25 protein-coding genes and 1 pseudogene are annotated in these 24,311 nt (G+C 73.8%); 11 read left to right on the top strand and 15 right to left on the bottom strand.

The window, feature by feature from the left end:
• The first annotated feature begins 40 nt into the window (after nucleotides 1–40).
• Complete coding sequence (locus tag IQ279_RS17400; RefSeq protein WP_206349536.1) at nucleotides 41–1,060, top strand: LacI family DNA-binding transcriptional regulator; 1,020 nt, start codon at nucleotides 41–43, stop codon at nucleotides 1,058–1,060.
• Between the two features lie 283 nt (nucleotides 1,061–1,343).
• On the opposite strand, the gene IQ279_RS17395 is transcribed toward IQ279_RS17400, so the two are convergent.
• Nucleotides 1,344–2,486, bottom strand: a complete 1,143-nt coding sequence (locus tag IQ279_RS17395) for an NAD(P)-binding domain-containing protein (RefSeq protein ID WP_206349472.1) — start codon at nucleotides 2,484–2,486, stop codon at nucleotides 1,344–1,346.
• Between the two features lie 65 nt (nucleotides 2,487–2,551).
• Here IQ279_RS17395 and IQ279_RS17390 point away from each other — a divergent pair, with 65 nt between their 5' ends.
• Nucleotides 2,552–2,974: a secondary thiamine-phosphate synthase enzyme YjbQ gene (locus tag IQ279_RS17390; RefSeq protein ID WP_206349471.1), complete on the top strand. Its 423-nt coding sequence runs from the start codon at nucleotides 2,552–2,554 to the stop codon at nucleotides 2,972–2,974.
• 140 nt (nucleotides 2,975–3,114) lie between these two features.
• The gene (locus tag IQ279_RS17385; protein ID WP_206349470.1) at nucleotides 3,115–4,170 is read left to right on the top strand and encodes a lactonase family protein; all 1,056 of its coding nucleotides are present in this window, start codon (nucleotides 3,115–3,117) and stop codon (nucleotides 4,168–4,170) included.
• Between the two features lie 91 nt (nucleotides 4,171–4,261).
• On the opposite strand, the gene IQ279_RS17380 is transcribed toward IQ279_RS17385, so the two are convergent.
• The 4 genes from IQ279_RS17380 to IQ279_RS17365 form a co-directional block, all read right to left on the bottom strand.
• The gene (locus IQ279_RS17380; protein ID WP_206349469.1) at nucleotides 4,262–5,254 is read right to left on the bottom strand and encodes a sirohydrochlorin chelatase; all 993 of its coding nucleotides are present in this window, start codon (nucleotides 5,252–5,254) and stop codon (nucleotides 4,262–4,264) included.
• Between the two features lie 153 nt (nucleotides 5,255–5,407).
• Entirely contained in the window at nucleotides 5,408–6,424 is a 1,017-nt protein-coding gene (locus tag IQ279_RS17375; protein WP_307792405.1) for an N-acetylglucosamine kinase, read from the bottom strand.
• Complete coding sequence (locus IQ279_RS17370; protein ID WP_206349468.1) at nucleotides 6,421–7,098, bottom strand: uracil-DNA glycosylase; 678 nt, start codon at nucleotides 7,096–7,098, stop codon at nucleotides 6,421–6,423. The genes IQ279_RS17375 and IQ279_RS17370 overlap by 4 nt, the downstream gene beginning before the upstream one ends.
• A gap of 88 nt (nucleotides 7,099–7,186) precedes the next feature.
• Nucleotides 7,187–8,266 (bottom strand): NADH:flavin oxidoreductase/NADH oxidase, encoded by a 1,080-nt coding sequence (locus IQ279_RS17365; RefSeq protein ID WP_206349467.1) that lies wholly within the window; start codon nucleotides 8,264–8,266, stop codon nucleotides 7,187–7,189.
• Nucleotides 8,267–8,375: 109 nt separating this feature from the next.
• Between IQ279_RS17365 and IQ279_RS17360 the strand changes: the two genes are divergently transcribed.
• Nucleotides 8,376–8,774, top strand: coding sequence for an ArsR/SmtB family transcription factor (locus IQ279_RS17360; RefSeq protein ID WP_206349466.1), 399 nt, complete (start codon nucleotides 8,376–8,378; stop codon nucleotides 8,772–8,774).
• On the opposite strand, the gene IQ279_RS17355 is transcribed toward IQ279_RS17360, so the two are convergent.
• Nucleotides 8,749–9,450, bottom strand: a complete 702-nt coding sequence (locus IQ279_RS17355; RefSeq protein ID WP_307792404.1) for a DUF305 domain-containing protein — start codon at nucleotides 9,448–9,450, stop codon at nucleotides 8,749–8,751. The genes IQ279_RS17360 and IQ279_RS17355 overlap by 26 nt on opposite strands.
• A 199-nt stretch (nucleotides 9,451–9,649) precedes the next feature.
• Between IQ279_RS17355 and IQ279_RS17350 the strand changes: the two genes are divergently transcribed.
• A complete protein-coding gene (locus IQ279_RS17350) occupies nucleotides 9,650–11,134 on the top strand; it encodes an LVIVD repeat-containing protein (RefSeq protein WP_206349464.1) in 1,485 nt (494 codons plus the stop codon).
• 122 nt (nucleotides 11,135–11,256) lie between these two features.
• Here the strand turns inward: IQ279_RS17350 and IQ279_RS17345 are convergent, their stop codons facing one another.
• From IQ279_RS17345 to IQ279_RS17320, 6 genes are all read right to left on the bottom strand, one after another.
• Entirely contained in the window at nucleotides 11,257–11,916 is a 660-nt protein-coding gene (locus tag IQ279_RS17345) for a TetR/AcrR family transcriptional regulator (RefSeq protein ID WP_206349463.1), read from the bottom strand.
• Between the two features lie 171 nt (nucleotides 11,917–12,087).
• On the bottom strand, nucleotides 12,088–12,792 hold the full coding sequence (locus IQ279_RS17340) for an HAD family hydrolase (RefSeq protein ID WP_206349462.1): 705 nt from the start codon (nucleotides 12,790–12,792) through the stop codon (nucleotides 12,088–12,090).
• Complete coding sequence (locus IQ279_RS17335) at nucleotides 12,786–13,502, bottom strand: phosphatase PAP2 family protein (protein WP_206349461.1); 717 nt, start codon at nucleotides 13,500–13,502, stop codon at nucleotides 12,786–12,788. The genes IQ279_RS17340 and IQ279_RS17335 overlap by 7 nt, the downstream gene beginning before the upstream one ends.
• A 116-nt stretch (nucleotides 13,503–13,618) precedes the next feature.
• Entirely contained in the window at nucleotides 13,619–14,563 is a 945-nt protein-coding gene (locus tag IQ279_RS17330) for a M56 family metallopeptidase (protein WP_206349460.1), read from the bottom strand.
• 101 nt (nucleotides 14,564–14,664) lie between these two features.
• Complete coding sequence (locus IQ279_RS17325; RefSeq protein WP_206349459.1) at nucleotides 14,665–15,276, bottom strand: DUF5134 domain-containing protein; 612 nt, start codon at nucleotides 15,274–15,276, stop codon at nucleotides 14,665–14,667.
• 162 nt (nucleotides 15,277–15,438) lie between these two features.
• Nucleotides 15,439–15,831 (bottom strand): VOC family protein, encoded by a 393-nt coding sequence (locus tag IQ279_RS17320; RefSeq protein WP_206349458.1) that lies wholly within the window; start codon nucleotides 15,829–15,831, stop codon nucleotides 15,439–15,441.
• Between the two features lie 88 nt (nucleotides 15,832–15,919).
• Between IQ279_RS17320 and IQ279_RS17315 the strand changes: the two genes are divergently transcribed.
• Nucleotides 15,920–16,594, top strand: a complete 675-nt coding sequence (locus IQ279_RS17315; protein ID WP_206349457.1) for a GNAT family N-acetyltransferase — start codon at nucleotides 15,920–15,922, stop codon at nucleotides 16,592–16,594.
• Here IQ279_RS17315 and IQ279_RS17310 read toward each other — a convergent pair.
• Nucleotides 16,566–17,249, bottom strand: coding sequence for a glycerophosphodiester phosphodiesterase (locus IQ279_RS17310; protein ID WP_206349456.1), 684 nt, complete (start codon nucleotides 17,247–17,249; stop codon nucleotides 16,566–16,568). The genes IQ279_RS17315 and IQ279_RS17310 overlap by 29 nt on opposite strands.
• A 301-nt stretch (nucleotides 17,250–17,550) precedes the next feature.
• On the opposite strand from IQ279_RS17310, the gene IQ279_RS17305 reads away from it, so the two are divergent.
• From IQ279_RS17305 to IQ279_RS17295, 3 genes are read left to right on the top strand one after another with little or no spacing between them, the layout of a single operon-like run.
• Nucleotides 17,551–18,963, top strand: coding sequence for a DUF6421 family protein (locus IQ279_RS17305; protein WP_206349455.1), 1,413 nt, complete (start codon nucleotides 17,551–17,553; stop codon nucleotides 18,961–18,963).
• Nucleotides 18,964–18,995: 32 nt separating this feature from the next.
• Nucleotides 18,996–19,766 (top strand): SDR family NAD(P)-dependent oxidoreductase, encoded by a 771-nt coding sequence (locus IQ279_RS17300; protein ID WP_206349454.1) that lies wholly within the window; start codon nucleotides 18,996–18,998, stop codon nucleotides 19,764–19,766.
• Nucleotides 19,745–20,860: a threonine aldolase family protein gene (locus IQ279_RS17295; RefSeq protein WP_206349453.1), complete on the top strand. Its 1,116-nt coding sequence runs from the start codon at nucleotides 19,745–19,747 to the stop codon at nucleotides 20,858–20,860. The genes IQ279_RS17300 and IQ279_RS17295 overlap by 22 nt, the downstream gene beginning before the upstream one ends.
• A 160-nt stretch (nucleotides 20,861–21,020) precedes the next feature.
• Here IQ279_RS17295 and IQ279_RS17290 read toward each other — a convergent pair whose 3' ends face one another.
• On the bottom strand, nucleotides 21,021–21,740 hold the full coding sequence (locus tag IQ279_RS17290) for a lysophospholipid acyltransferase family protein (RefSeq protein ID WP_206349452.1): 720 nt from the start codon (nucleotides 21,738–21,740) through the stop codon (nucleotides 21,021–21,023).
• A gap of 134 nt (nucleotides 21,741–21,874) precedes the next feature.
• A complete protein-coding gene (locus IQ279_RS17285) occupies nucleotides 21,875–22,282 on the bottom strand; it encodes a DUF4395 domain-containing protein (protein WP_206349451.1) in 408 nt (135 codons plus the stop codon).
• A gap of 188 nt (nucleotides 22,283–22,470) precedes the next feature.
• Here IQ279_RS17285 and IQ279_RS17280 point away from each other — a divergent pair.
• Nucleotides 22,471–23,670 (top strand): annotated as a pseudogene (locus tag IQ279_RS17280) (RNA-guided endonuclease InsQ/TnpB family protein); the annotation flags it as partial.
• A gap of 160 nt (nucleotides 23,671–23,830) precedes the next feature.
• Entirely contained in the window at nucleotides 23,831–24,247 is a 417-nt protein-coding gene (locus IQ279_RS17275) for a TlpA family protein disulfide reductase (RefSeq protein ID WP_206349534.1), read from the top strand.
• Nucleotides 24,248–24,311 lie beyond the last annotated feature (64 nt).

The raw sequence follows: 24,311 nt of genomic DNA, 5'->3' as shown, positions 1-24,311 counted from the left end.
AACAGCAGGAAACGGGGAGACGGTCGGGCTCGTGGCGCGCATGGTGGGCATCAAGGACGTGGCACGTCAGGCGGGGGTGTCGGTGGGGACCGTCTCCAACGTCATCAACCGGCCGGAGATGGTCGCCGAGGAGACCAGGACCCGGGTGCAGGCGGTGATAACGCAACTCGGCTATGTGCGCAGCGAGTCGGCGCGGCACCTGCGGGCGGGCCGCAGCCGGATCATCGCCCTGCTCGTGCTGGACATGGCCAATCCCTTCTTCGCCGACGTGGCCTCCGGAGCGGAGCGGGCGGCGCGGGAGGAGGGGCTCGGGGTGATGCTGTGCAACAGCGCGCAGAGCCCCGCGGAGGAGGCCGACTACCTCTCCCTCTTCGCCGAGCAGCGGGTGCGCGGCGTCCTGGTCACCCCGGCCGACACCTCCGGCCGGAACCTGGCCGAATTCCGCCGCCACGACATCCCCTACGTCGTGGTGGACCGGGTGCTGGACAGCGCCGACGAGGGCTGCTCGGTCTCCGTCGACGACGTCACGGGCGGATCGCTGGCCGCCCGGCACCTGCTGGCCCAGGGCCACCGGGAACTGGTCTACGTGAGCGGGCCGATGCATCTGTCTCAGTGCCGCGACCGGCACACCGGCGCACTGGCGGCCCTGGGCGAGGCGGGGCTGCCCCACAGCGCGTTGCGCCGGATCGAGGGCGAGCGGCTCGACGTGGGGGCCGGACGGGACGCCGGCGCCAGGCTGCTGGGGATGGCTCCCAGGCCGACGGCGGTGTTCTGCGCCAACGACCTGCTCGCGCTGGGGGTGCTCCAGGCGCTGTTCGCGGCCGGTGTCTCGGTGCCGGGGGAGATCGCCCTGGTCGGCTACGACGACATCGAGTTCGCCGCGGCGGCGGCCGTACCCCTGACCTCGGTGCGGCAGCCCGCCTTCCGGATGGGGCGCACGGCCGCCGATCTGCTCATCGAGGAGACCGGGGAGGCGGCCGCCGAGCACCGGCACCAGCGGATCGTGCTCCAGCCCGAACTGGTCGTCCGCGACTCCAGCATCTCCGCGCCGCGCCACTGAGCCGCGACCGCTCCGGGGACCTGGCCGGGTGCCGGTCCCCGGCCCCACGCACGGCGGCGCCGCCTCCCCTGGGACGGGAGAGGCGGCGCCGCCGGGTCGTCGCCCGCCGTTCGGTCAGACGAGCCGGCCCACGAAGTGGACGAGGCCGGCGAGCAGGCTGGTGATGAGATCCATCGGAAACTTTCTCCTTGTGAGTGTCGGGACAGCCCCCGTCTCCCGGTGGGACTCCGGGCCGGGGGGAGGCGGTGACGCTCCGCTGCGCGTCACTCGCACAACGTGAGCATCACGTGTCCCGTGGTCGCCACGCAGCCGTTTCCCCCGCCGCCACACGTACGGGTGATTCCCCGGATGCCTGTTCGTCTCCCGAGGGGTGGTCGAGGAGGTCCCGCACCGCACGGACCGCGGCCCGGCCCGCGCGGCTCGCGCCGACGGTGCTCGCCGAGGGGCCGTAGCCGACCAGATGGATCCGGGGATCGCGCACCACGCGGGTGCCGTCCATGCGGATGCCGCCGCCCGGCTCGCGCAGCCGCAGCGGCGCCAGATGGCCGATCGCGGGACGGAAACCGGTGGCCCACACGATGCTGTCCGCCGCGACGAAGCGCCCGTCGTCCCACTCCACACCGTCGGGAGTGATCCGGTCGAACATCGGCAGGCGCCGCAGCACCCCGCTGGCCCGGGCGCGCCGTATCTCCTCGGTCATGGGCAGTCCGGTGACGGAGACCACGCTGCGCGGCGGCAGCCCCCCGCGCACGCGCTCCTCGACCAGGGCGACCGCCGCACGCCCGCGCTCGGCGTCGAACGGCCCCTCGGTGAAGACCGGTTCGCGGCGGGTCACCCAGGCCGTGGCGGCGGCGACCGGCGCGATCTCCAGCAGATGCTGCACGGCGGAGGTGCCGCCGCCCACGACCACCACGCGCTCGCCCGCGAAGGCGCCCGGCCCGGGATAGCGGGAGGTGTGGAACTGACGGCCGGCGAAGGACTCCTGGCCGGGTACCCGGGGCCAGTAGGGGCGGTCCCAGGTCCCGGTGGCGTTGATCAGCGCCCGGGCGGCCCACACCCCGGCGTCGGTCTCCACCAGCAGCCGTCCGTCCCCGGCCTCGCGTACCGCGCGCACGTGCACCGGGCGCCGCACCGCCAGGCCGAAGGCGCGCTCGTAGTCGGCGAAGTACCCGCCGATCACCTCGGAGGAGGGGCGGTGGGGGTCGGCGCCGGTCAGTTCCATGCCGGGCAGGGAGTGCATTCCGTGCACCCGGCCGTAGGTCAGGGTGGGCCAGCGGAACTGCCAGGCCCCGCCGGGGCGCGGGGAGCGGTCCAGGACGACGAAGTCCCGGCCGGGCCCGTACCCGGCGCGCCGCAGGTGGTAGGCGCTCGACAGGCCCGCCTGCCCGGCGCCCACGACCACGGCCTCCACCTCGGAGAACTCCATGTCCGGCTCAACCACGGGCGGGGCCGGATGCTTCCCGGAGCGGGGACAGGCCCCAGGATGGAGTCATGAGCGATCGCTTCAGCACCCGCACCCTGCACATCACCACCGGCTCGGACGAGACCGTCGCCGACATCACCCGCGAATGCGAGGGTTTCCTCGCGGAGGTCGCCGGCGGCCGCGACGGGCTGCTCAACGTCTTCGTCCCGCACGCGACGGCCGGCGTCGGAATCATCGAGACCGGCGCGGGCAGCGACGACGACCTGCTGGCCGCGCTGCGCGACCTGCTGCCCGCCGACGACCGGTGGAGCCACCGGCACGGCAGTCCCGGCCACGGCCGCGACCACGTCCTGCCGGCTCTCGTCCCGCCGCACGCCACCCTGCCGGTGATCGGCGGACGGCTGGAACTGGGCACCTGGCAGTCGGTCTGCCTGGTGGACACCAACGGAGACAATCCCGACCGGCGGGTGCGGCTGTCCTTCCTGGGCTGACCGCGCCGCCGCGCCCGGGGACGGGCGGACCGGAGGGCTGGGAGCCCTCCCAGTCTGGTCCAGGCCAATGCTACGGTCCCCTCCGGTGCCCGGAACGGGGCAGCGCTTCGAGCAGGACCGAACGGGAGAGGGGCGGCGCAGTGGACGGTGCGGGCGGCGGACGGCGGGCGTACATCGGTTCCTACACCTCGGCGGGCGGACGCGGCATCACCACGGCCGCCGTCGCTCCGGACACCGGGGCGCTGACGGTGCTGCACCACACGGACGCGGTGGCCGACCCCTCCTACCTCGTGCCGGGACCGGGCGGGGGGATGCTCTACGCGGTGAGCGAGACCGAGGACGGCCGTGCCGCCGCGCTGTCCCTGGCCGACCCCGACCGGCCGAGCCCCGCCGGGGCGCCGGTGTCCGTCGAAGGCGCCGGTCCCACCCACCTGACCTGCGCGGCCGGACAGCTGATCACCGCCAACTACACCTCGGGGAGCGTCAGTTCGCTGCCGCTGCGCCCGGACGGAACCCTTGGCGCGCAACCGGCCGTACTGCCTCACACCGGCAGCGGGCCGGTGGAGGGGCGGCAGGACGGGCCGCACGCCCACGCCGTGGTCGCCGACGCCTCGTGGCGCTGGCTGCTGGCGGTCGACCTCGGCGCCGACTCGGTGTGGGTCTACCGCCTCGACCACACCGCGGCCGCGCTCCGCCCGCACGGGCGGACACCGCTGCGGCCCGGCAGCGGACCCAGGCACCTGGCCTTCCACCCGCGCGGCGACCGGGCTTACGTCGTCAACGAACTGGTCTCCACCGTGGCCTGCTGCCGCTGGGACCGGGCGAGCGGTGCCCTGGAGCCCGCGGGGGAGGTCGGCACGCTGCCGGCGGGCTCCGGGGCGGAAGGGAGGAACCACCCCTCGGAACTGGTGGTCTCCGCCGACGGCCGCTGGGCCTGGGCGGCCAACCGCGGGCACGACAGCATCGCCGTACTGGCGCTGGAGCCGTACGGCGAGGGTATGGAGCTGGTCACCACCGTCCCCTGCGGCGGGCACTGGCCGCGCGACCTGGCCCTGGACCCGGCCGGGCGCAGGCTCTACGCGGCCAACGAGCGCTCGGGCGACGTGACCTGGTTCGACATCGACCCGGACACCGGGGTGCCGCACCGGGCGGGCTCGATCCAGGCTCCCGCCGCCACCTGCGTCGTCCTCGGCTGAGGAACCGGCCGACGGCTCGGCGGAGGGGTCCGGCCGGGGCCCGGCCGCCGTGCGGTCCGCGACCCGGCGGGCCGCAGGGGGAGGGCCCGGATCAGTGGGCCTGCGCCTCCTGCGGCGACCGCTGGGCGATGCCGAGCTTCGCGGCGTAGGTGGAGGCCACCAGTCTGCCCACCGCCGTGTAGGAGCCCAGCGGCTCGGCGGCCTGGCAGTCGGCCTCCCGCACCGCGGACTCCAGCAGGCCCTCGGGGATCTCGGGGCCGATCAGGCAGGGTGCCAGGGCGAGTTGCCGGGAGCCGGCCTCACGGAGCTGCTCGGCGGCGCGGGTGACGGCGCCCTCCTCGTCCAGCCCGGCGGACAGCACCGGCACCGCCAGGCGCGCGGCCAGCAGCATTCCGGTGATCCCGGCGGCCTGCACGGCCTCCTCGCCGCCCATGGCGGCCAGGATGATGCCGTCGGCGGCGGTGGCCACGGTGAACAGCCGGGCGCGGTCCGCCCGGGCGAGTCCGGCCTCCGAGAGCTTGACGTGGACGGCCTCGGCCAGCAGCGGGTGCGGGCCGAGCACATCGGTCAGCTCGGCACCGGAGCCGCTCTCGAGCACGGCCTGGCGTATCCGCCGCATCTGCGCTCCGTCGGGCCCGGCCAGCAGGGGGACGACCACCGCGAGCGGGGCCTCCTCGATCCTGCGGCGGGCGGCCTCGGCCTCGGCCTCCACCTCGGCTGCCTCCGCGCCCGCCTCCACCGCCTCGGCGGCGGCGGCCTCGACGGCGGCCGTCGCCGCGGCGGCCCGGGAGGAGCGGTCGGCCGCGGCCTGCGTCAGCACGGTCCGGAGGGCGGGGAACTCGCCGTCGTCGCCGTCCACGAAACCGACCCGGGCGTCGAGTCCCGGCAGCTCGGAGCGGGCGATGCTCAGGATCTCCTCGGCGAGGCTCCGGGAGGTGCCGGAGGGCACTCCGGGGACGGCCAGCACCAGAGCGGGCGCACCCTCAGGCGCTATGGCGGGCTGAGGCCGCCGGTGCCGTCCGGGCTGTCGGGGACGCGGCATTCGTACGGGCAGGCCGTTCGCGGGCCCAGTGGGGGTGCTCATGGCGCCGCATGCTAATGCCTTGGCGGGTTCGGCTGTTCGGGCGGGGCGGAGGAGTGCCGGTCTGTCCCCTTTCCTCCCGCGCGTCGCGGTGACGGTCCCATTCCCCTGGGTAACCGCCCTGTGCTGTCCGGCACGTTCGGTCCCGCACCCGTCTCACCCGATGCGGAGGAGCGCCGGGTCACGCGGCAGCCGCAGCGCGTCCCGGGCCAGCCGGCCGGCCAGGAACAGGGTTCCGGCCAGGGGGTCCCCCGCCGCCGGGACGGTCCGGGCGTGCGGCAGCCGTACGGCCAGCTCCCGGCGCAGAGGGGCGAGCAGCGGCTCGCCGATCCCGAGAAGCCCGCCGGTCAGGGCGACGAGGCTGCCCTCGGATCCGGGGCAGACGGCGGCGGCGCTCCCGGCGATGTGGGCGGCCGCCTCCTCGAGGACGCGCGCCGCCACCGGGTCCCGCTCGGCGCAGTCGGCCACCTCCGGGGCGAACGAGGCGAGCACCGCCGGGCGGTCGGTGCGCGGATACAGCTTCCCCGGCAGGCAGGCCACCGGGCCGAAGACGGTCTCGGCGCGGGCGAGCAGTGCGGCCGAGCCGCCCGGCCGGCCGTCATGGGCGCGCATCGCCGCCTCCAGGCCGGCCCGGCCGATCCAGGCGCCGCCGCCGCAGTCGCCCAGCAGGTGGCCCCAGCCGTCGGCGCGCCGCCAGGAGCGCAGGTCGGTGCCCGTCGCGATCATCCCGGTCCCGGCGGCGACCACGGCACCGGGCCGCTCGCCCAGCGCGCCGGCGTACGCGGTCACGGCGTCGGCGGCCAGGGCCACGCGCCGGGCGCCCAGCTCCCGGGCAAACGCCCCCGGCAGCTCGGCGCGCAGTTCGCCGCCGAGCGTCGCCATGCCCGCCGCCCCCACGCACACGGTGTCGATCCGGAATCCGGCGGCAGCCTTCCCGGCGGCGTCCGGTTCGGCGGCGGCCAGCAGGGAACGGGCCCGGGGCAGCACCAGCTCCAGCAGGTGGGCCGCCTCGATGCCCGCGGGGCCGGTGCGCACCGGAAGGTCGCAGGCGGTGGTGCCCACCGGGGCCGGCGCCGCCGCCGAACCGTCACCGCCGGCCCGGGCCAGGGCGAGGCGCAGTCCGGACCCGCCCGAGTCCACCCCCAGAACCCAGGGGACCGGGCGGCCCGTCACGGCAGGCGCCAGTCGACCGGCTCCCCGCCCTGCCGCACCAGCAGCTCGTTGGCCCTGCTGAACGGGCGCGAACCGAAGAAGCCGCGGTCCGCCGACATGGGGGAGGGGTGGGCCGACTCCACCGCCGGGTGCGCCTCCAGCAGTGGCCGCAGATTCCGGGCGTCCCGGCCCCACAGGACGGCCACCAGCGGCTTGCCGCGCGCGGCGAGCGCCCGGATCGCCTGCTCGGTGACCTCCTCCCAGCCCTTGCCGCGGTGCGCGGCGGGCCGGCGCGGTGCGGTGGTCAGTGCCCTGTTGAGCAGCAGGACGCCCTGCCGCGTCCACGGAGTGAGATCGCCGCTGGACGGCCGGGGCAGCCCGAGGTCGGCCTGCAGCTCCCGGAAGATGTTCTCCAGACTGCCGGGCAGCGGGCGCACCTCCGGGGCGACCGAGAAGCTCAGCCCGACGGCGTGGCCCGGTGTGGGGTACGGGTCCTGGCCCACGATGAGGACCCGTACGTCGTCGAAGGGCTGCTGGAAGGCGCGCAGCACGTTCGGCCCGGCCGGCAGATAGGTGCGTCCCGCTGCGATCTCCGCGCGCAGGAAGTCGCCCATCGCGGTGATGCGCCCGGCCACCGGCTCCAGCGCCTTGGCCCAGCCGGGTTCGACAAGTTCACTCAACGGTCGTGCTGCCACGGGCGGCACTCTACTGGTTCGGCCCGGCGCCGCTCAGCCGGTCGCGTCCACCGGGCCGGCCCGCGCGGGCCGGCCCGGTGACCGGACGTCAAACGGCCCAGGCGTACTGGCCGGGCAGGCGCACGGGCCCGGCGCCGAGCGCCCGTGCGGCGCGCAGCGCCCAGTGCGGGTCGCGCAGCAGCTCCCGGCCGAGGAAGACCGCGTCCGCCTCGCCGTTCGCGATCGTCTTCTCGGCCTGCTCCGGTTCGGTGATCAGGCCCACCGCCGCCACCGGCAGCCCCGCCTCGGCGCGGACACGGGCGGCCAGGGGGATCTGGTAGCCGGGGCCGACGGGGATGCGCGCACCCGGTACGGCGCCTCCGCTGGAGACGTCGAGCAGGTCCACGCCGTGCTCACGCAGCAGCGCGGCCAGGCGCACGGTCTCCTCGGGGCTCCAGCCGCCCTCCGTCCAGTCGGTCGCCGATACCCGGAAGAACAGCGGCAGGTCCTCGGGCCACACCCGCCGCACCGCGTCCACGACCCGCAGGGCCGGCCGTGTGCGGTTCTCGAAGCTTCCGCCGTAGGCGTCCGTGCGCCGGTTGGAGAGCGGGGAGAGGAACTCGTGGAGCAGGTAACCGTGAGCGCCGTGGATCTCGGCGACCTCGAAACCGGCCGCCAGCGCCCGCCGCGCCGCGTCGGCGAATTGGCCGACCACGTCGTCGATCCGCTGCCGGTCCATCTCCAGGGGCACCGGGTGGCCCTCCGCGAAGGGCAGCGCGCTGGGGGCGACCGGCTGCCAGCCGCCGTGCCCGGTGTCCAGCGGAGCGCCACCGCGCCAGGGGGCGTCGGTGGACGCCTTGCGGCCGGCGTGGGCGAGCTGGACGCCTGCCACGGCGCCCCGCTCCTTCACGAAGCCCGTGACCCGACGCAGCGCCCGGACCTGCCGGTCGTTCCACAGTCCCAGGTCGCCGGGGGAGATCCGGCCCTCGGGGGAGACGGCCGTGGCCTCCACCATGATCAGCCCGGTGCCGCCGGTCGCCCGCGCCGCGTAGTGGGCCAGGTGCCAGTCGCCCGCGACGCCCGCGTCCTCCCCGGCGGGCTCGGCGCTGTACTGGCACATCGGCGACATCCAGACGCGGTTGGGCACGGTCAGGGAACGCAGGGTGTACGGCTCGAACAGGGCGCTCACGCAGGGCTCCTCGTCGGTTCGGGACAGGTACGGGGACCGGCCGGGCTTATACGATAAGCGTCGTAGTACGTCATGTGTCAAACTACGATGTCTCTCGTAGCATGGGGGCGTGACACCCCGAGCCCAGACCCCGAACACCGCCCGAGAGCTGGAGCACCCGGCCGCGCGTGAGATCCGGCTGGAAGAGGTCCTGCACGCCCTCGCCGACCCCGTGCGCCTGCGGATCGTCCGAGCCCTGGCGGCGAGCGGGGAGGAGATGACGTGCTCGCTCTTCGATCTGCCGGTCAGCAAGTCGACGACCACCCACCACTTCCGGGTGCTGCGCGAGAGCGGCCTGGTCAGCCAGAACTACCGCGGCACCGCGAAGATGAACGCCCTGCGCCGTGACGACCTGGAGCGGCTGTTCCCCGGACTGCTGGACAGCGTGCTCGCCTCGGCGGCCCGGCAGGAGGAGCGGCTGAGCAGCGCCCCGCCGCGGCCCGTCAGGACATCGAGCGCATCCGGTTGATCTCGGCCGTCTGCTGGACGGCCACGTCCCCGGCCATCTCCTGTACCTGGGTGTCGCGGCCGTCGGCCGTCACGTCCTTGGCCATCGTCACCGCACCCTGGTGATGGGCGATCATCAACTTCAGGAAGAGCCGGTCGAACTCCTCGCCGCGGGCCTGCCGCAGCTCGTCGAGCTGCTCCTCGGTCGCCATGCCGGGCATCGGCGCGCCGCCGTGGTCCCCGTGGCCGCCGTGTTCTCCGTGGTCTTCATGGCCGCCCTCGTCGCGGCCGTTGCGCTTGAGCCAGGACCGCATCGCCGAGATCTCCGGACCCTGGGCCGCCGCGATCCGGTCGGCGAGCCGGCGCACCTTACCCGATCCGGCGTGCTCCTCGGCCAGACCGGTCATCACCAGCGCCTGCTGATGGTGCTCGATCATCCCTGTGACGTAGGAGAAGTCCGCGTCGTTGGGTCTGCCCCGCTGCGTCTCCCCCGCCTTCCGCGCCTCCTCGGCGGAGAGCGTCTCGGCGGCCTCGCCCGGCCTGCCGGGCGCGATCACGGAGGGGCCGCCGCCGGGGGCCGCCTCGTCCGAGCCGTCCTCGCAGCCGGTCAGCACGGCCAGCGCCGTCAGTGCGGCCAGTGACGCCAGCGCGGATGTGAGCGCGCGGACGGAGAACCGGGATCTGTGACGGTCTGTCACTTTTCCTCCTGTGGCAGGGGTGCGCCAGTTGACCCGATCCTGACACGGGACGCTCCGGCGTGCCCGAATCCTGACACGCAGGGACCCGGCACCGTGTTCGTATTCCCCTGTCGGCGCAGGGGTGTAAGGAGTCATACTGCCCGAGTCCGTGAGCCGCCCAACTCGGGGCGGAGTCAAGCGGATCGACAGGGAGGAAGCAGTGACGTCGTTGCCCAGATCCCGTGCACGGCGCAGACACCTCGGCGCGGCCGCGGCCGTACTCGGCCTGCTGTCCACGCTCCTGGCCGCCGGACCGGCGGTGGCGATCCCCGACCCCGGTGACTCGCCGGCCACGTCCGGGAAGGTGTCGAAGCAGGACCGCGCGGAAGCCGAAGCCGCCATCGGGAGCGGCGGGATACCCGGTGTGGACGAGATCGTCCACAGCCGGAACGTCTCCCATCTGACCAACCTGCCCAAGGGAGCGCTCAAGAGCCTCAACACCGACCTGGCCTTCCAGGGCCGCTACGCCTTCGCGGGCAACTACGACGGCTTCACCGTCTACGACATCAGCCGCCCGAAGTCCCCCCGGGTCGTCAGCCAGGTCCTGTGCCCGGGCGGCCAGAACGACATCTCCGTCTCCGGGGACCTGCTCTTCCTGTCCACGGACTCCTCGCGCAGCGACGACTCCTGCAACAGCACCGCCCAGTCGCCGACGGAGAAGAGCTCCTGGGAGGGCGTCAAGGTCTTCGACATCAGCGACAAGCGGAACCCGCGGTACGTCGCGGCCGTCGAGACCGCCTGCGGCTCGCACACCCACACGCTGGTGCCCGACCGCGGGGACGTCTACGTCTACGTCTCGTCCTACTTCCCGGACGAGTCCTTCCCCGACTGCCGGCCCCCGCACGACGGAATCTCCATCGTGAAGGTGCCTCGCGAGGCGCCCGAGGACGCTTCGGTGATCGACTTCCCCGTCCTCTTCCCGGACGGCGGCAACCCCGGCCCGCCGGAGAACCCGGTCGCCATGGTGCCCACCACCGGCTGCCATGACATCACCGCGTTCCCCGACATGGAGATCGCGGCGGGCGCGTGCATGGGCGACGGCATCCTGATGGACATCTCCGACCCGGCCGCGCCCCGTGTCATCGACCGAGTCCAGGACAACGAGAACTTCGCGTTCTGGCACTCGGCGACCTTCAACGAGAACGGCCGCAAGGTCGTCTTCACCGACGAGCTCGGCGGCGGCGTCGGCGCCACCTGCAACGCGGAGGTCGGTGACAAGCGCGGCGCCAACGGCATCTACCACATCACGGGCAAGGGCGATCAGCGCGAGCTGGTGTTCAAGAGCTACTTCAAGATCCCCCGGCACCAGGCCGACACCGAGAACTGCGTGGCCCACAACGGCTCGCTGATCCCGGTCAAGGGCCGCGACATCATGGTGCAGGCCTGGTACCAGGGCGGGGTCTCCTTCTGGGACTTCACCGACTCCACCAGGCCCCGGGAGATCGGGTACTTCGAGCGCGGCCCGTACTCCGACCCCGACACCATCGGCGGCTCGTGGTCGGCGTACTACTACAACGGCCACGTCTACTCGAACGACATCCAGATGGGCTTCGACGTCCTGCGGATCCGGGACCGCCGCACCGCCGGCGCCGAGCGTGTCCGGCTGGACGAGCTCAACCCGCAGACCCAGCCCGACTACCGCTGAGCCGGCCCGGACCGGCTCAGCGGTAGTCGGGCCGGCCCGGACCGATTCGGACCGCTGAACACAGGGCCCCGGCGGCACGTGCCGCCGGGGCCCGTCCGTTCCTCCCCGGCGTCGAGGGTCCGTCAGAGCGGGCCCGGCAGCGGCAGCAGCGGGACCTGGCCGGACTGCTCCCTTCGGGGAGTTTCGGGCGGGAATCCCAGCTCCCAGTCCAGTCCGTACCGGGCGAACAGCTCGGCCCGCAGCCTCGCCGGCGGCATCGGCGCCCCGGGCAGCAGCACGGCCACCACCGCACCCATGAGCAGTGCGCGCAGCAGCGGGTAGTCGGTGTCCGGATCGTGCGAGCCGTAGCCGACGACGGTGTCGCGCAGCAGGCAGGCCAGCCGCTGCTGCTCGTCGCACTGGACGAAGCCCTCGTGCTGCAGGATCCCGGCCATATGAGTGCGCATCAGCGTCGGCCGGTCGCGGGCGAGCCCCAGGATCGCGTCGATCGCGCGGGCCAGCCCCTCCCGCCCGGCGTCCGGGCCCGCGGGCCGCGGCTCGCGCTCCAGCGCCCCGGCCAGGGTGAGGTGCATCAGCCGGTGGACGGCCGACTGGAGCAGCTGCCGCTTGCCCGGGAAGTAGTACGACACCAGGCCCCGCGCCGCCCCGGCCCGGTCCGCGATGTCTCCCAGGGTCGTCGCCTCGTATCCGCGCTCGTCGACGAGCTCCACCGTCGCCTGCAGCAGCCGCTCGCGGGAACGCCGGCGCAACTCCTCATTGACCGATGCGCTGCGAGGGGACATCCTGTTAACTCCTGCGTTGACTGGCTCAGGGCCAATATACTCAGCGGACTCCGGACGCCGACCGGTGAGTCACGGCGGTGTCCGGTCGGACGCCGATCTCGGGCGACGCGGGGGATCGCCCGAGATCGGCACCCCTTCCGGTGCTTCCGCACGGTCACCCGCCCGGCTCGCTCAGCCGCTGCGGTCCACCAGCCCCAGAACCGGACGCAGCCCGTCGGGGCGCCGGTCGCAGGGCAGGTGGTCCACCAGGTGCACGGCGCAGCCCAGCGCGGCGGCCCCGCCGTCCGCGTGCCGGTTGTCGCCGACCATCAGCGCCTCCCCGGGCTCCACTCCCAGAGCACGGCAGGCCAGCTCGAAGATGCCGGGCTCCGGCTTCTGGAGACCGTGTTCGAAGGAGAGCACGTAGGCGTCCACCCGGTGGTCCAGGCCGTGGGCCCTGAACACCGGCCGCAGGTCCCAGCCGATGTTGCTCACCACCGCCACCGGCACCCCCCGGTCCCGCAGCGCGTCCAGCACATCGGCGGTGTCGGGGTAGGGGCGCCAGGCCTCCGGCCGCATGTGCCGTTCGTACAGGGCGTCGTACAGCTCCGGCCGGGGCAGCGGGACCCGGCGGGCCAGCGCGGTGTAGGCGGCACGGTGCCGCTCGGCGCTGCGGTCGCGCTCCCTCCACAGTTCCCCCAGACCGGCGGGCACGGTGCGCGGGGAGGCGCCACCGGGCAGCGCACCGGCCTCCTCCAGCTCCGCCGCCAGCCGGGCGGACTCACCGCCGGGCAGGGCGATGCCCGCCTCGTCGAGCACGGCGCGCAGCCAGCGCGCCGCCGGCTCGACGCGCAGCAGTGTCCCGGAGAAGTCGAAGAGAACGCCTCTGATCACCATGAGGACGATCCTTCCGGGCCGTGCCGCTCCGGTCGAGAGGGCCGGGCGCCGCGCCCGCTCCACAGCGCCGCCGCGGCGGCGGCCACGGCGAAGCCCAGCAGCCAGCCGACCACCACGTCGGTGGGCCAGTGCACGCCCAGGTAGACCCGGGTGAAGCCCACCCCGGCGACGCTCACCGCACCCATCCACACGACGGCCAGACGCACCGGGCGGCCCGCTTGGCGCAGATGCGCCAGCCACAGCAGCAGACCGCAGGTGAGCGCCGCCGTCATGGCGTGGCCGGAGGGCAGTGCCGCGAAGCTCGCCGAGTCCACCGGATCGCTCCAGCGCGGGCGGTCGCGGTCGAACAGCGCCTTGAGGACCTGCTGGAGGACGGTGCCGGCGATCGCGGCGGCCGAGAGCCAGAGCGCCGGCCGGCGCGCGCCGCGCAGCACCAGCCACACGACCGCCAACAGCAGCACGGTCCGCATCGTCCACGGATCCCAGACCCAGTCGGTCAGCACCCGGTTGAGCCGTGTGAAGCCGGGCTCGGCCACCGCCGTGCGGTGCAGTTCGGTCGTGACGTGCGCGTCGAGGTCCAGCAGTGGGTCCCATCCCACCAGGACGAGCACGGCGAGCACCGCGGCGGCAGCGGTGCACAGCGGGGCGGCCAGGCAGGACAGGGAACGCGGAAAGGAGCGCGGTGAGGAAGGAGGGGAGGAGCGGGCCATAGTGGAGAGAATCGCCACTGGGCGGCGGTCCAACCGTCCGGTCGGCGGGGTGGCCGGTCGAGGGGGCGCGCGCCGCGGCGCACGGACGCCTGCTCGGCGCCCTCAGCTAAGTGCCCTCAGCTCAGCGCCCTCAGCCCGGGGGCGAAGGCCACCAGCAGCGGCACCATCAGCACCAGGGCCGCCAGAGCGGTCATCCGCAGTCGCCGGACCACCGTCAGCCGGGGAGCGGCCCTCAGCAGCCGGTCGACCCGCTGCGGCACCTGCGCGCCGGAGTGCGAGGCGTACGGATCGAAGACCCCGCGTTCCTCGTTGAGTTCGACCAGTGCCAGAGCCACCGCCAGCCGTCCGCAGCGCCGCGAGGCGACGTCGTCGGCCGCCAGTTCCACCAGCCGGTGCACCTGGTCACGGAACGCGCGGAAGACCGGTACCCGCGGGAAACCGGCGGCGAGCGCGGAGGAGCAGTTCAGCAGCCAGTCGTGACGGGCCCGCAGATGCCCCTGCTCATGGGCGAGGACGGCGTCGAGCCTGCGTCCTCCCAGCCGGCGCAGCGCCGCGGTGGTGACCACCAGCCGGGGCGTGCTCCCCGGCAGCCACCAGGCGTCCGGGCGGTCGCTCTCCAGCACCACCAGCCGCTCCCCGGAGGCCGGCTCCTCGCCGGGCAGCAGCGGCGCGCGGGCGAGGAGCTCGGCGCGCCGGGCGCGCCGCCGGGCGCGCGCGTGGCGGATCTCCCGGGTGAGCATCGCGGCGGTCCACAGGCCGCCGCAGGCGAGCACCACCGCCACCACCGCCGGCCAGGACTCGCCGAACGCGCTGAGCCCGTACGCCTCGACGACCCGGCTCGGAGCCGGGGCGAAGACGTGGCCGCGCACGGCCTGCCAGGCCGCCGCGCCGGACAGGGCCATGGCGAGCACGCAGCACAGCAGCACGGCGACCACCACGCACTGCCACACCAGCAGCGCCAGCACCGGCTCGCGGTCCGGCCAGGAGCCGCGGGCCAGCACGCGCGGCGCCGTCGCCGCGATCAGTGCGCCCAGGACGATCAGTGCGAGCGCGACCATCATGAGGAACAGCCTATGAGCCGGAGGCGGCTTGCGCGTCCGGAGGGAAACGGGAAGTGACGCACGCCTCACCGGCGCGGTGTTTCACGGGTCCCCGCGAATGATCAGGAGGTGAGCAGCATCGCGAACATCCCGATGCCCATCGCCAGTCGGCAGGCGGCGGCCACCTCCGGTGCCCGCCGCGGCCCGTCGCCGCGACCGTCGCGACCACCGCGACCGGTACGGACGCCAAAGGCGGCGGCCGGGAGACTCAGGGGGCCCGGCGCGGGCGCCAGCCGGGCTCCCGCGAGCAGTGCGTACAGCGCGAAGTAGACCAGCAGCGCTCCGGTCAGCGCCGCGGTGGGGGCCGGCTGGGCGGAGGGCGCCGCATGGTGTCCGTGGGCGGGGGCGGCGGCCATGGCGAGCGCCATGTGGAGCATGGCCAGGGCGCCGACGGTGTGGTGCAGATGGTGGAGCCGGTGCTCCCCGTCGAACAGGACCAGCGCCAGCCCGTACACCGCGGCGGCGCCGAAGAGCGCCGCGAAGACCGCCGGCGGCAGTGGGTCCACCGCCGAGGCGGGCAGCGCCATCACGGCCATGCCCAGTCCCATCACCGCCTCGCCGGCGGCCTCCCGCCGCTGCCCGGGCGTGCCGCCGCGCGTCTGCCGCAGGCAGTACACGCCCACGGCGCCGCACAGGACCACCAGCATCCAGCCGACCGGCTCCGGTCCGTGCACCCCGCCTCCCCGCGGCTTCCCCGGCCGGCCGCTCCGGCCGGTTCCGCGGGGAGGATGCCCGGCGTCGGACGCGTGTACGGGAGCGCGCGGAGGCAGTGGGGGAGCGCGACCGGAGCGCGTGCTCGCGGGACGTGGCGCCGCCCCCGAAAACGCGCGGGGGTCTCAGATACCGGGCCGGTGGCGCAGCGGATGGTCCTCGGGGACCTCGACGAGGACGATCGGCACCCCGTCCGGATCGCTGATCCACATCTCCACCAGCCCCCACGGCTCGCGCCTGGGCTCCCGCAGCACCTCCACACCACGGCCGGTGAGCTCCCGACGGGCCTCGGACACGTCGGCGACCTGGAGCCACAGCCTCAGGCCGGGCGCGGGCGGGATCTCGGACCGGCCGGAGACCTCCAGGAAGCCACCGCCCAGGAAGTAGACGGTCCCGCGCTCCGGCCCGGTGCCGAACTCCCGGTACACCGCCAGCCCCAGGGCCCCGCCGTAGAACGCCCGTGAACGGTCCGGGTCGGTGGGGCGCAGCAGGGTCCGGCTGCTCAGTACGTGAACCATGGCACCGAGCCTAGGCCGAGTCCGGGGCCCTGTCCGGTATACGGGCCGAGCGGCCGGGACGTACGGGCGGAGGTTTAGGCTCGGCCCCATGAACGCCCCGAACGCCCCCGCTTCCGCGGCCTCCGGCACCATCCCCCCGACCGCCTCCGGAAGCGCCCGTGAGACCGGCTCCGGCCTGAGCTTCAGGACCGCGGGCGAGGACGAGACCGGCTCCGGCCTGAGCTTCAGGACCGCTGGCGAGGACGACGTCCCCGCGCTGGTCGCCCTGGTGGAGTCGGCGTACCGGGGCGAGGCCAGCCGGGCGGGCTGGACCACCGAGGCGGACCTGCTGGACGGGCAGCGCACCGACCCCGGGGGAGTCGCCGACGTCGTCCGTGCCCCCGGCAGCCTGATGCTGGTCGCCGAGCGGGACGGGGAGCCGGTCGCCTGCTGCCAGCTCGAGCGCCGCGAGGGCGGGGCGGGCGAGACCGTCGCGTACTTCGGGATGTTCGCCGTCCGCCCGCTCCTCCAGGGCGGCGGGCTGGGCAGGGCGGTCCTGGCGGAGGCCGAGCGGACGGTGCGGGAGCGCTGGGGCGCCCGTGAGATGCACATGACGGTGATCACCGCCCGGGCCGATCTGATCGCCTGGTACGAGCGCCGCGGCTACCTCCGGACCGGGCGCACCAGCCCCTTCCCGTACGGCGACGAGCGCTTCGGAGTCCCGCTCCGCGACGACCTGGAGTTCGAGCTGCTGGTCAAGCCGCTTCGCCGACCGCCCTCCTGACACCGGGCAGGTCGGTGACCACGCCGTCCAGCCCCAGCTCGCGGACGCGGGCCAGGTCCTGGCCGGTGTTGACCGTCCAGGAGATCACCTTCAGGCCCGCGGCGCGGCAGCGCCCGACGACGTCCGCGTCCAGCCGGCGCAGCTCGCAGGAGACCATCGGGGCCCCCAGGTCCACGGCGCGCTCGGGGACGGTGGGTGTCGAGGAGCCGCTGACCAGGGCGATGGGGATGTCCGGCAGCAGTTTGCGGGTCTCGCGCAGGGCGTCGTCGTGGAACGAGATCACCGTGACCCGCCGGTGAAGGCCGAGCCGCTCGACGGCCTCCGCCAGCACCCGCGCCGCGGCGCGGTCCTTGATCTCGGCCTGGAGCGGCGCGGAGACCGCCTCCACGACCTCCTCGAAGACCGGGACGCGCTCGCCGAGGCCGGCGTCCAGCTCGCGCAGCTCGGCGAGGGTCTTGTCCGCGATGGGGCCGGAGCCGTCGGTGGTGCGGTCCACGTCGGCGTCGTGCATCACCACCAGTGCCCCGTCCCGGCTCAGGTGGAGGTCCAGTTCGATGACGTCGAAGCCTTCGCGGTCGGCCCGGACGAAGGAGCGCAGGGTGTTCTCGGGCTCGACGCCCATCACCCCGCGGTGGCCGACGGTCAGCAGTGGCACGGCGCGTTCTCGCTTTCCTGCGGTGTTCGAAGCGGCGGTGCGTACGCGCGGCAAGAGTAGCCGCGGACGATCACCGCCCGGGGCGCGGGGCGCCGGTGGGGTCCGGCGGCGGGCGCGGAGCACGCCGGATCGGCCTCCTCGGCGCTCATGAGGCCTTCTCTTCCGTTTAACAGGGGTGATCGCAGGAAAAACACCTGCGTAGCGGGTGGTCGGCAGAAGAACTTTCTCCCTCTCGGGTTGATCGGGGAAGTCTGCGCAGCTACGGTGCTGCTACGAGAGTTTCTTCTGTGGAGGGGTAGTGATGACGGAAATCCTTTCGCCCGCGGTAGTGACGAGTGGCGCTCCGACCGCCGGCGGCTCGTTCGCCGGCCGTGTGGTGGAGCACCCCGCCTGGGCGGTGCTCAAGGAGGCCGTCGAGGCCGTCCGTCCCGCCCAGTCCAAGGACGGCTCCATCGACTTCGAGGCCGAGGGCGCCCCCGCGCGGGCCGAGGTCGAGCGGCACATCGAGCAGGTCGTGACCTGCGTCGAGGAGCTCGCACCGCTGCTCCCGCACAACGAGGCGTACCACCGCGCCCTGGTGGCCGACCTGCGCCGCTGGGCCGGGAGCGGCTTCGGCGTCCCCGACTTCCTGGACTCCCTGCTGGCCTTCCGGCCCGCATCCCACCGCGCCGACGGGATCCAGCATCTGGTCGTCTTCCCGATGTACACGCAGAACGGCAACCCCGACCGCAACCTGGAGGCCGTCGTCCTGCGTGTGGTCTGGCCGGACTGGCTGGCCGAGCTGGAGCGCACCCGCTACGACAACCCGCTCTTCCTCGGCATCACCTTCGAGGACTTCACCAGTGGCTACGACACCCACTCCGCGGTCCTCTTCCCCGAGACCGTCGCCGTGCGCGAGGCGCCCGAGCGGTTCTCCTGGGGCGGGATCTTCTGCGACCGGGAGGCCGCCCGCTTCCGCCGCGTCGTCGACGCCGCCTGCGAGGTCACCAAGCTGGAGCTGCCCGAGGACGCCCGGGGGCTGCTGGCCGACCAGAAGCGCGCCCAGCAGACCTTCGTGCTGTGGGACATGGTCCACGACCGCACCCACAGCCACGGCGACCTGCCCTTCGACCCGTTCATGATCAAGCAGCGCCAGCCGTTCTGGATGTACGGCCTGGAGGAGCTGCGCTGCGACCTCACCGCCTTCCACGAGGCCGTGAAGCTGGAGGCCGACGGCTTCGAGCAGGGCCGCGACGTGCAGTACGCCGTGCTGCTGGAGCGGCTGTTCCGCTTCCCCGTCACCGGTGAGCGCAGCCGCAACTACGACGGGCTGGGCGGCCAGCTGCTGTTCGCCTACCTCCACAAGCACGACGCCCTGCGCTGGACGGACAACAAGCTCAGCATCGACTGGCAGCGGGCCCGCGAGGTGACCGTGCATCTGCGCGAGGAGATCGAGACCCTCTACCGCGAGGGCATCGACCGCCCCAAGCTGGTCCACTGGTTCAAGGCCTACGAGCTGGTCTCCACCTACCTCGCCCCGCACCCCGGCTCGACCTGGGCCAAGGGCCCCGACGCCCTGGACCTGAGCCTGCCGCCGCGCAAGCTGGTGGACGAGGTGCTCCCCGACGAGTTCCCGCTGAGCATGTTCTACGAGGCCCTCGCCAAGAAGCTGCGTAACGTGATCGCATCGACCAAGGGCATCACCGCCGAGTCCGCCGTCCCGGCCGCGGCGTGACCACCGGACGTCACAGAGAGGCGATCACCACCATGACCAGCACATCCAACGGCAACGGCGGCCCCCTGGACGGCGCCGTCGTCGCCGTCGCCGGCGCGGCGGGACCCGCCGGCCGGGCCGCGCTGCTGAGCCTGGCCGAACGGGGCGCCACCGTCGTCGCCGCCGACGCGGACGCCGAACGGCTGGCCGAGGCCGTCGACAGGGCCCGCTTCGCGCACGGCGGCGCCGCCGTCACCGGCGACACCGTCGACCTGCTCGACCTGGAGGCCACCCGCGAGTGGGCGACCCGCACCGAGAAGGAGTACGGCCGCGTCGACGGGCTGGTGCACCTGGTCGGCGGCTGGCGCGGCTCGGCGGCCTTCGCCGAGACCGACCTGTCCCACTGGGACCTGCTGGAGAAGCTGCTGGTACGCACCGTGCAGCACACCTCCCTGGCCTTCGAGGGAGCCCTGCGCCGCAGCGGAAACGGCCGCTACGTCCTGATCAGCGCCGCCGGCGCCACCCGCCCCACCGCCGGCAACGCCGCCTACTCCGCGGCCAAGGCCGCGGCCGAGGCCTGGACGCTGGCCCTGGCCGACGCCTTCCGCAAGGCGGGCAAGGGGGCGGATGCGGGGCTTCCGGCCGCTGCTGCCATCCTGGTGGTCAAGGCGCTGGTCAACGACGCGATGCGCGCCGAGCGCCCGAACGCCAAGTTCGCGGGCTTCACCGACGTCGGGGAGCTGGCCGAGGCCATCGCCGGTGTCTGGGACAAGTCCGCCGAGGAAGTGAACGGACACCGCCTGTGGCTGACCCCGCAACCGTAGAGGCCCATCCGACCGAGGCACCCCCGGCATCCCCTCCGACGGACGCCCGGCGCCGCCACGACCCGCGGGTGCGAGGCTTCGCCAGCGACAACTACGCGGGCGCGCACCCGGAGATCCTGGCGGCGCTCGCCCTCGCCAACGGCGGTCACCAGACCGCCTACGGCGAGGACGAGTACACCACCCACCTCCAGGACGTCTTCCGCGCCCACCTCGGGCCGGCGGCGGAGGTCTTCCCGGTGTTCAACGGCACCGGCGCCAACGTCGTGGCCCTCCAGGCCCTAACCGACCGCTGGGGCGCGGTCATCGCGGCCGACAGTGCCCACATCAACGTGGACGAGTGCGGCGCGCCCGAACGGGTCGGCGGGCTGAAGCTGCTGACCGTGCCCACCGAGCACGGCAAGCTCACCCCCGAGCTGGTCGAGCGCGAGGCGTACGGCTTCGACGACGAGCACCGGGCGATGCCGCAGGTGGTCTCGATCACCCAGAACACCGAACTGGGCACCGTCTACACGCCCGAGGAGATCCGGGCGATCTGCGAGACGGCCCACGAGCGCGGCATGGCCGTCCACCTCGACGGCGCCCGCATCGCCAACGCGGCGGCCGCGCTGGGCGTCCCGCTGCGGGCGTTCACCACGGACGCGGGCGTGGACGTGCTCTCCTTCGGCGGCACCAAGAACGGCATGCTCTTCGGCGAGGCCGTCGTCGTGCTCAACCCCGGCGCGGTACGGGCGATGAAGCACCTGCGGAAGCTGTCGATGCAGCTGGCCTCCAAGATGCGGTTCGTCTCGGTGCAGTTCGAGGCGCTGCTCGCCGGAGACCTGTGGCTGCGCAGCGCCTCCCACGCCAACGCCATGGCCGCGCGGCTGGCCGACGGCGCGCGCACCGTCGACGGGGTGGAGATCCTCCACCCCGTCCAGGCCAACGCCGTCTTCGCCCGGCTTCCGCACGACGTGAGCGAGCGGCTGCAGAAGCGTTATCGCTTCTACTTCTGGGACGAGGCCGCCGGCGACGTGCGCTGGATGTGCTCCTTCGACACCACGGAGGAGGATGTCGACGGTTTCGTCGCCGCGCTGCGGGAGGAGATGGCCCGCTGACCGCGCGTGCGGGCGGCCCGCCGGCCGGAAAGGGGGTGGCGGGCCGCTTCTGCATGCCTTCGCGGGTCTCCGCGGAAGCGGGGAGAGCCGGTCTTGGAGAGGACAGGGGACCGCGCGCGGCCGGAGTCGCCTTCCGGCCGCGCGCGGTCCCCGGCCCGCCCTAGAGGGAACCGGCCTCGGCCGGGGTCGGGGCGGTGCCGCCCAGGTGCGCGGGCATCCACCAGGTGTCGTCCGGCCCCTTGGGCCGCACCGGGTAAGCCCGCTGGGCCGCCTCCAGCAGCTCCTGCACACGGTCGCGCAGCCGCTCGGTGAGCTTGGCCGCCGACTCGCCCTCGGCGGGCCGCAGCGGCTCGCCGACCCGGATGGTGACCGGGAAGTGGTTGCGGCCGAAGTCCCGCTTGTGGCCCTTGGTCCACAGCCGCTGTGTGCCCCACAGCGCGACGGGCAGCAGCGGCACGCCCGCCTCCTGCGCCATCCGGGCCGCACCGGTCTTGAAGTTCTTCAGGGTGAACGACTGCGAGATCGTGGCCTCGGGGAAGACGCCGATGATCTCGCCCGAGCGCAGCGCCTTCAGCGCGTGGCGGTAGGCGTGCTCACCCTGCGCGCGGTCCACCGGTATGTGCTTCATCGCGCGCATCAGCGGCCCCGAGACCTTGTGCCGGAAGACCGACTCCTTCGCCATGAAGCGCACCAGCCGCTTGGCGGGCCGGGCGGCCAGCCCGGCGAAGACGAAGTCGAGGTAGCCGATGTGGTTGCTGACCAGCACGGCGCCGCCGCGCCGCGGGACGTGCTCGGTGCCGTCGATGTCGAAGCGCAGGTCGAGCGCCCTGAACAGGGTGCGGGCTGCGCCGATCACGGGCGGATACACCAGTTCTGCCATCTGGGAGGACCCTTCTGGGAAGCTGCCTGGGGAGGGTTCTCCCGGCGGATCTACCCGAACCTACGCTGCCGTAACTTCCCTGGCCAATTCCGGGGACGGGAGATCCTCGTCACGTTCGGACACGACCCGGAGACTCACCCCGCGACCCGGCGCAGTGCCAGGTACATCTCGCAGCCCAGGCAGTAGCCGAAGGCGGCGTTGAGGAAGGCCGCCGCGAGCGCGCACGCGGTCGCGGCCATGCCCAGCCACAGGGGCCCGGCAGCGTACCCGACCAGGCCCGCCAGGGCGAAGGCCAGACCCACGGCCTGCGCGAAGCGGGGCGGCGCCGCGTCCTCCGTTCCGGCCGGCGGTCCCAGCCGGGGCCGGACCAGGTGGCGGAAGACCAGCCCGTAGGGCGAGCGCGCCACGCCGAGCACCGCCCCGGCGGCGAACACCAGCGCCTGCGCGGCCAGCAGCCAGGAACTCCCGCCGACCAGCACGGCGGCCAGGACCGCGGTGGTCACGGCGGCGGCGAACCTCGTTCCCCGTATGTCGACCCTCATTGTGTCTCCTTCGTGGATGCCCCCGGCTTCAGTTGGGGGTGGGGGTGCCTCCCGCTTGCGGGGGAGAAACCAAGTCCCTGCGGAGCGGGGCAGGGAGAGGCGAACCGCCGCCGGGGCGGTTCGGTGTCTGCGGCCGCCGGCCGATACCCGCTGCTCACACGGAAGCCGGTAGGACGTGAGGGACGGCGCGGCAGGTCAAGCGGGCGTATCGGTACCGCTTCTGCCCCACGGACGAGCAGGCAGCGGAGCTGTCGCGCACGTTCGGCTGTGTCCGCCTGGTGTACAACAGGGCGCTTCAGGAGCGCACCCGGGCCTGGTACGGCGAGCAGTGCCGTATCTCCTACGCGGAGTCCTCCGCGATGCTGACGGAGTGGAAGAGGACCGGGGAACTGGCCTTCCTGAAGGAGGCGTCCTCCGTCCCGCTCCAGCAGGCGCTGCGCCACCTTCAGGCGGCGTTCGCCAACTTCTTCGCCCAGCGCGCCCAGTACCCGCGGTTCAAGAGCCGGAAGAAGTCGCGGGCGTCGGCGGAGTACACCCGCAGCGCCTTCATGTGGCGTGACGGGCGGCTGGAGCCGGCGAAGATGTCCGAGCCGCTGGACATCCGCTGGTCCCGTCCGCTGCCCGAGGGTGCGGAACCGACCACGGTGACGGTCTCCCGCGACAGCGCCGGGCGCTGGTTCGTCTCCATGCTGTGCGAGGACACCGTCGCGCCGGCTCCGGCCACCACGAACGCGGTCGGCATCGACGCCGGCCTGACGTCCCTGGTGACCTTGTCGACCGGGGAGAAGGTAACCAACCCCCGGCACGAGCGGCGCGACCGAGCCCGCCCGGCCCGCGCACAGCGAGAGCTGTCGCGCAAGGCGCCGGGATCGAACAACCAGGCCAAGGCCCGCCGGAAAGTGGCCCGCGTGCACGCGCGGATCGCCGACCGGCGCCGCGACCACCTGCACCAGCTCACCACTCGGCTCGTCCGTGAGAACCAAACGGTCGTGATCGAGGACCTCACCGTCCGCAACCTGCTGAAGAACGGCCGCCTCGCGCGCGCCATCTCCGACGCGTCGTGGACGGAACTGCGCTCCATGCCGGAGTACAAGTGCGCCTGGTACGGGCGCGACCTCGTCGTGGTCGACCGCTGGTTCCCCAGCAGCAAGCTGTGCGGGGCCTGTGGCACGGTCCGTGAGAAGCTGCCGCTGAACGTCCGCACCTGGACATGCGAGCACTGCGGCACCACCCATGACCGCGACACCAACGCGGCACGCAACACCCTGGCCGCCGGGCTGGCGGCAGCAGCCTGTGGAGACGGTGTAAGACCTCAACGGGAGACCTCCCGGACGGGGCAGCAGTCGGCGAAGCAGGAACCCCAGCGGGCGACCGCTGGACTCCCCCGCCCTTGGGCGAGGGAGGAAGTCAAGGCGACAGCATTCCGCACCCCGTGGGGCGCCGGGGGCCGGATGCGGGAATCGGCGGCATGGCCCCGGGCGCTGTGGGAGACGAGGCGGGCGGAGCGGCGGGGTGACAGGGGCGGCGGAGATGACAGGGACGACGGGGATGACGGGTCTGGTCGTGTGTCTGGCGGTGCTGGCGCTGGCCGGCGCCTTCGGGATGGCGCACAGCAGACGGAACGGAAGGATGACGGTGCGCGGACGGGACGCGGAGGAGAGGCTGACCGCCGGGGAGGTGGGCGCCGAGCGGCTGGGGGAGCGGGCCACGCTGGTGCAGTTCTCCAGCGCCTTCTGCCAGCCCTGCCGGGCGACCCGGCGGATCCTGGCCGAGGTGGCGGAGATGGTCGAGGGCGTCGTCCACGTGGAGGTGGACGCCGAGTCCCGGCTGGATCTGGTGCGGCGGCTGGGGATCATGCGCACCCCCACCGTCCTGGTGCTGGACGCGCGGGGCCGGATAGCCCGGCGGGCGAGCGGACAGCCGCGCAGGGCCGATGTCATCGCCGCGCTCGGGGAGGCCGTGTGAGGGCCGGGAGGGCCCCTGGGGCCGGCAGGGGCGCCGGCCGCGTGACCCTGGTCCCATCCGCGCG

The organism is Streptomyces verrucosisporus (genome assembly GCF_017114865.1).
GTDB lineage: Bacteria > Actinomycetota > Actinomycetes > Streptomycetales > Streptomycetaceae > Streptomyces > Streptomyces fenghuangensis.
Note: the sequence above shows the minus strand (reverse complement) of the source record. Positions and strands in the feature narration are given on the sequence as shown.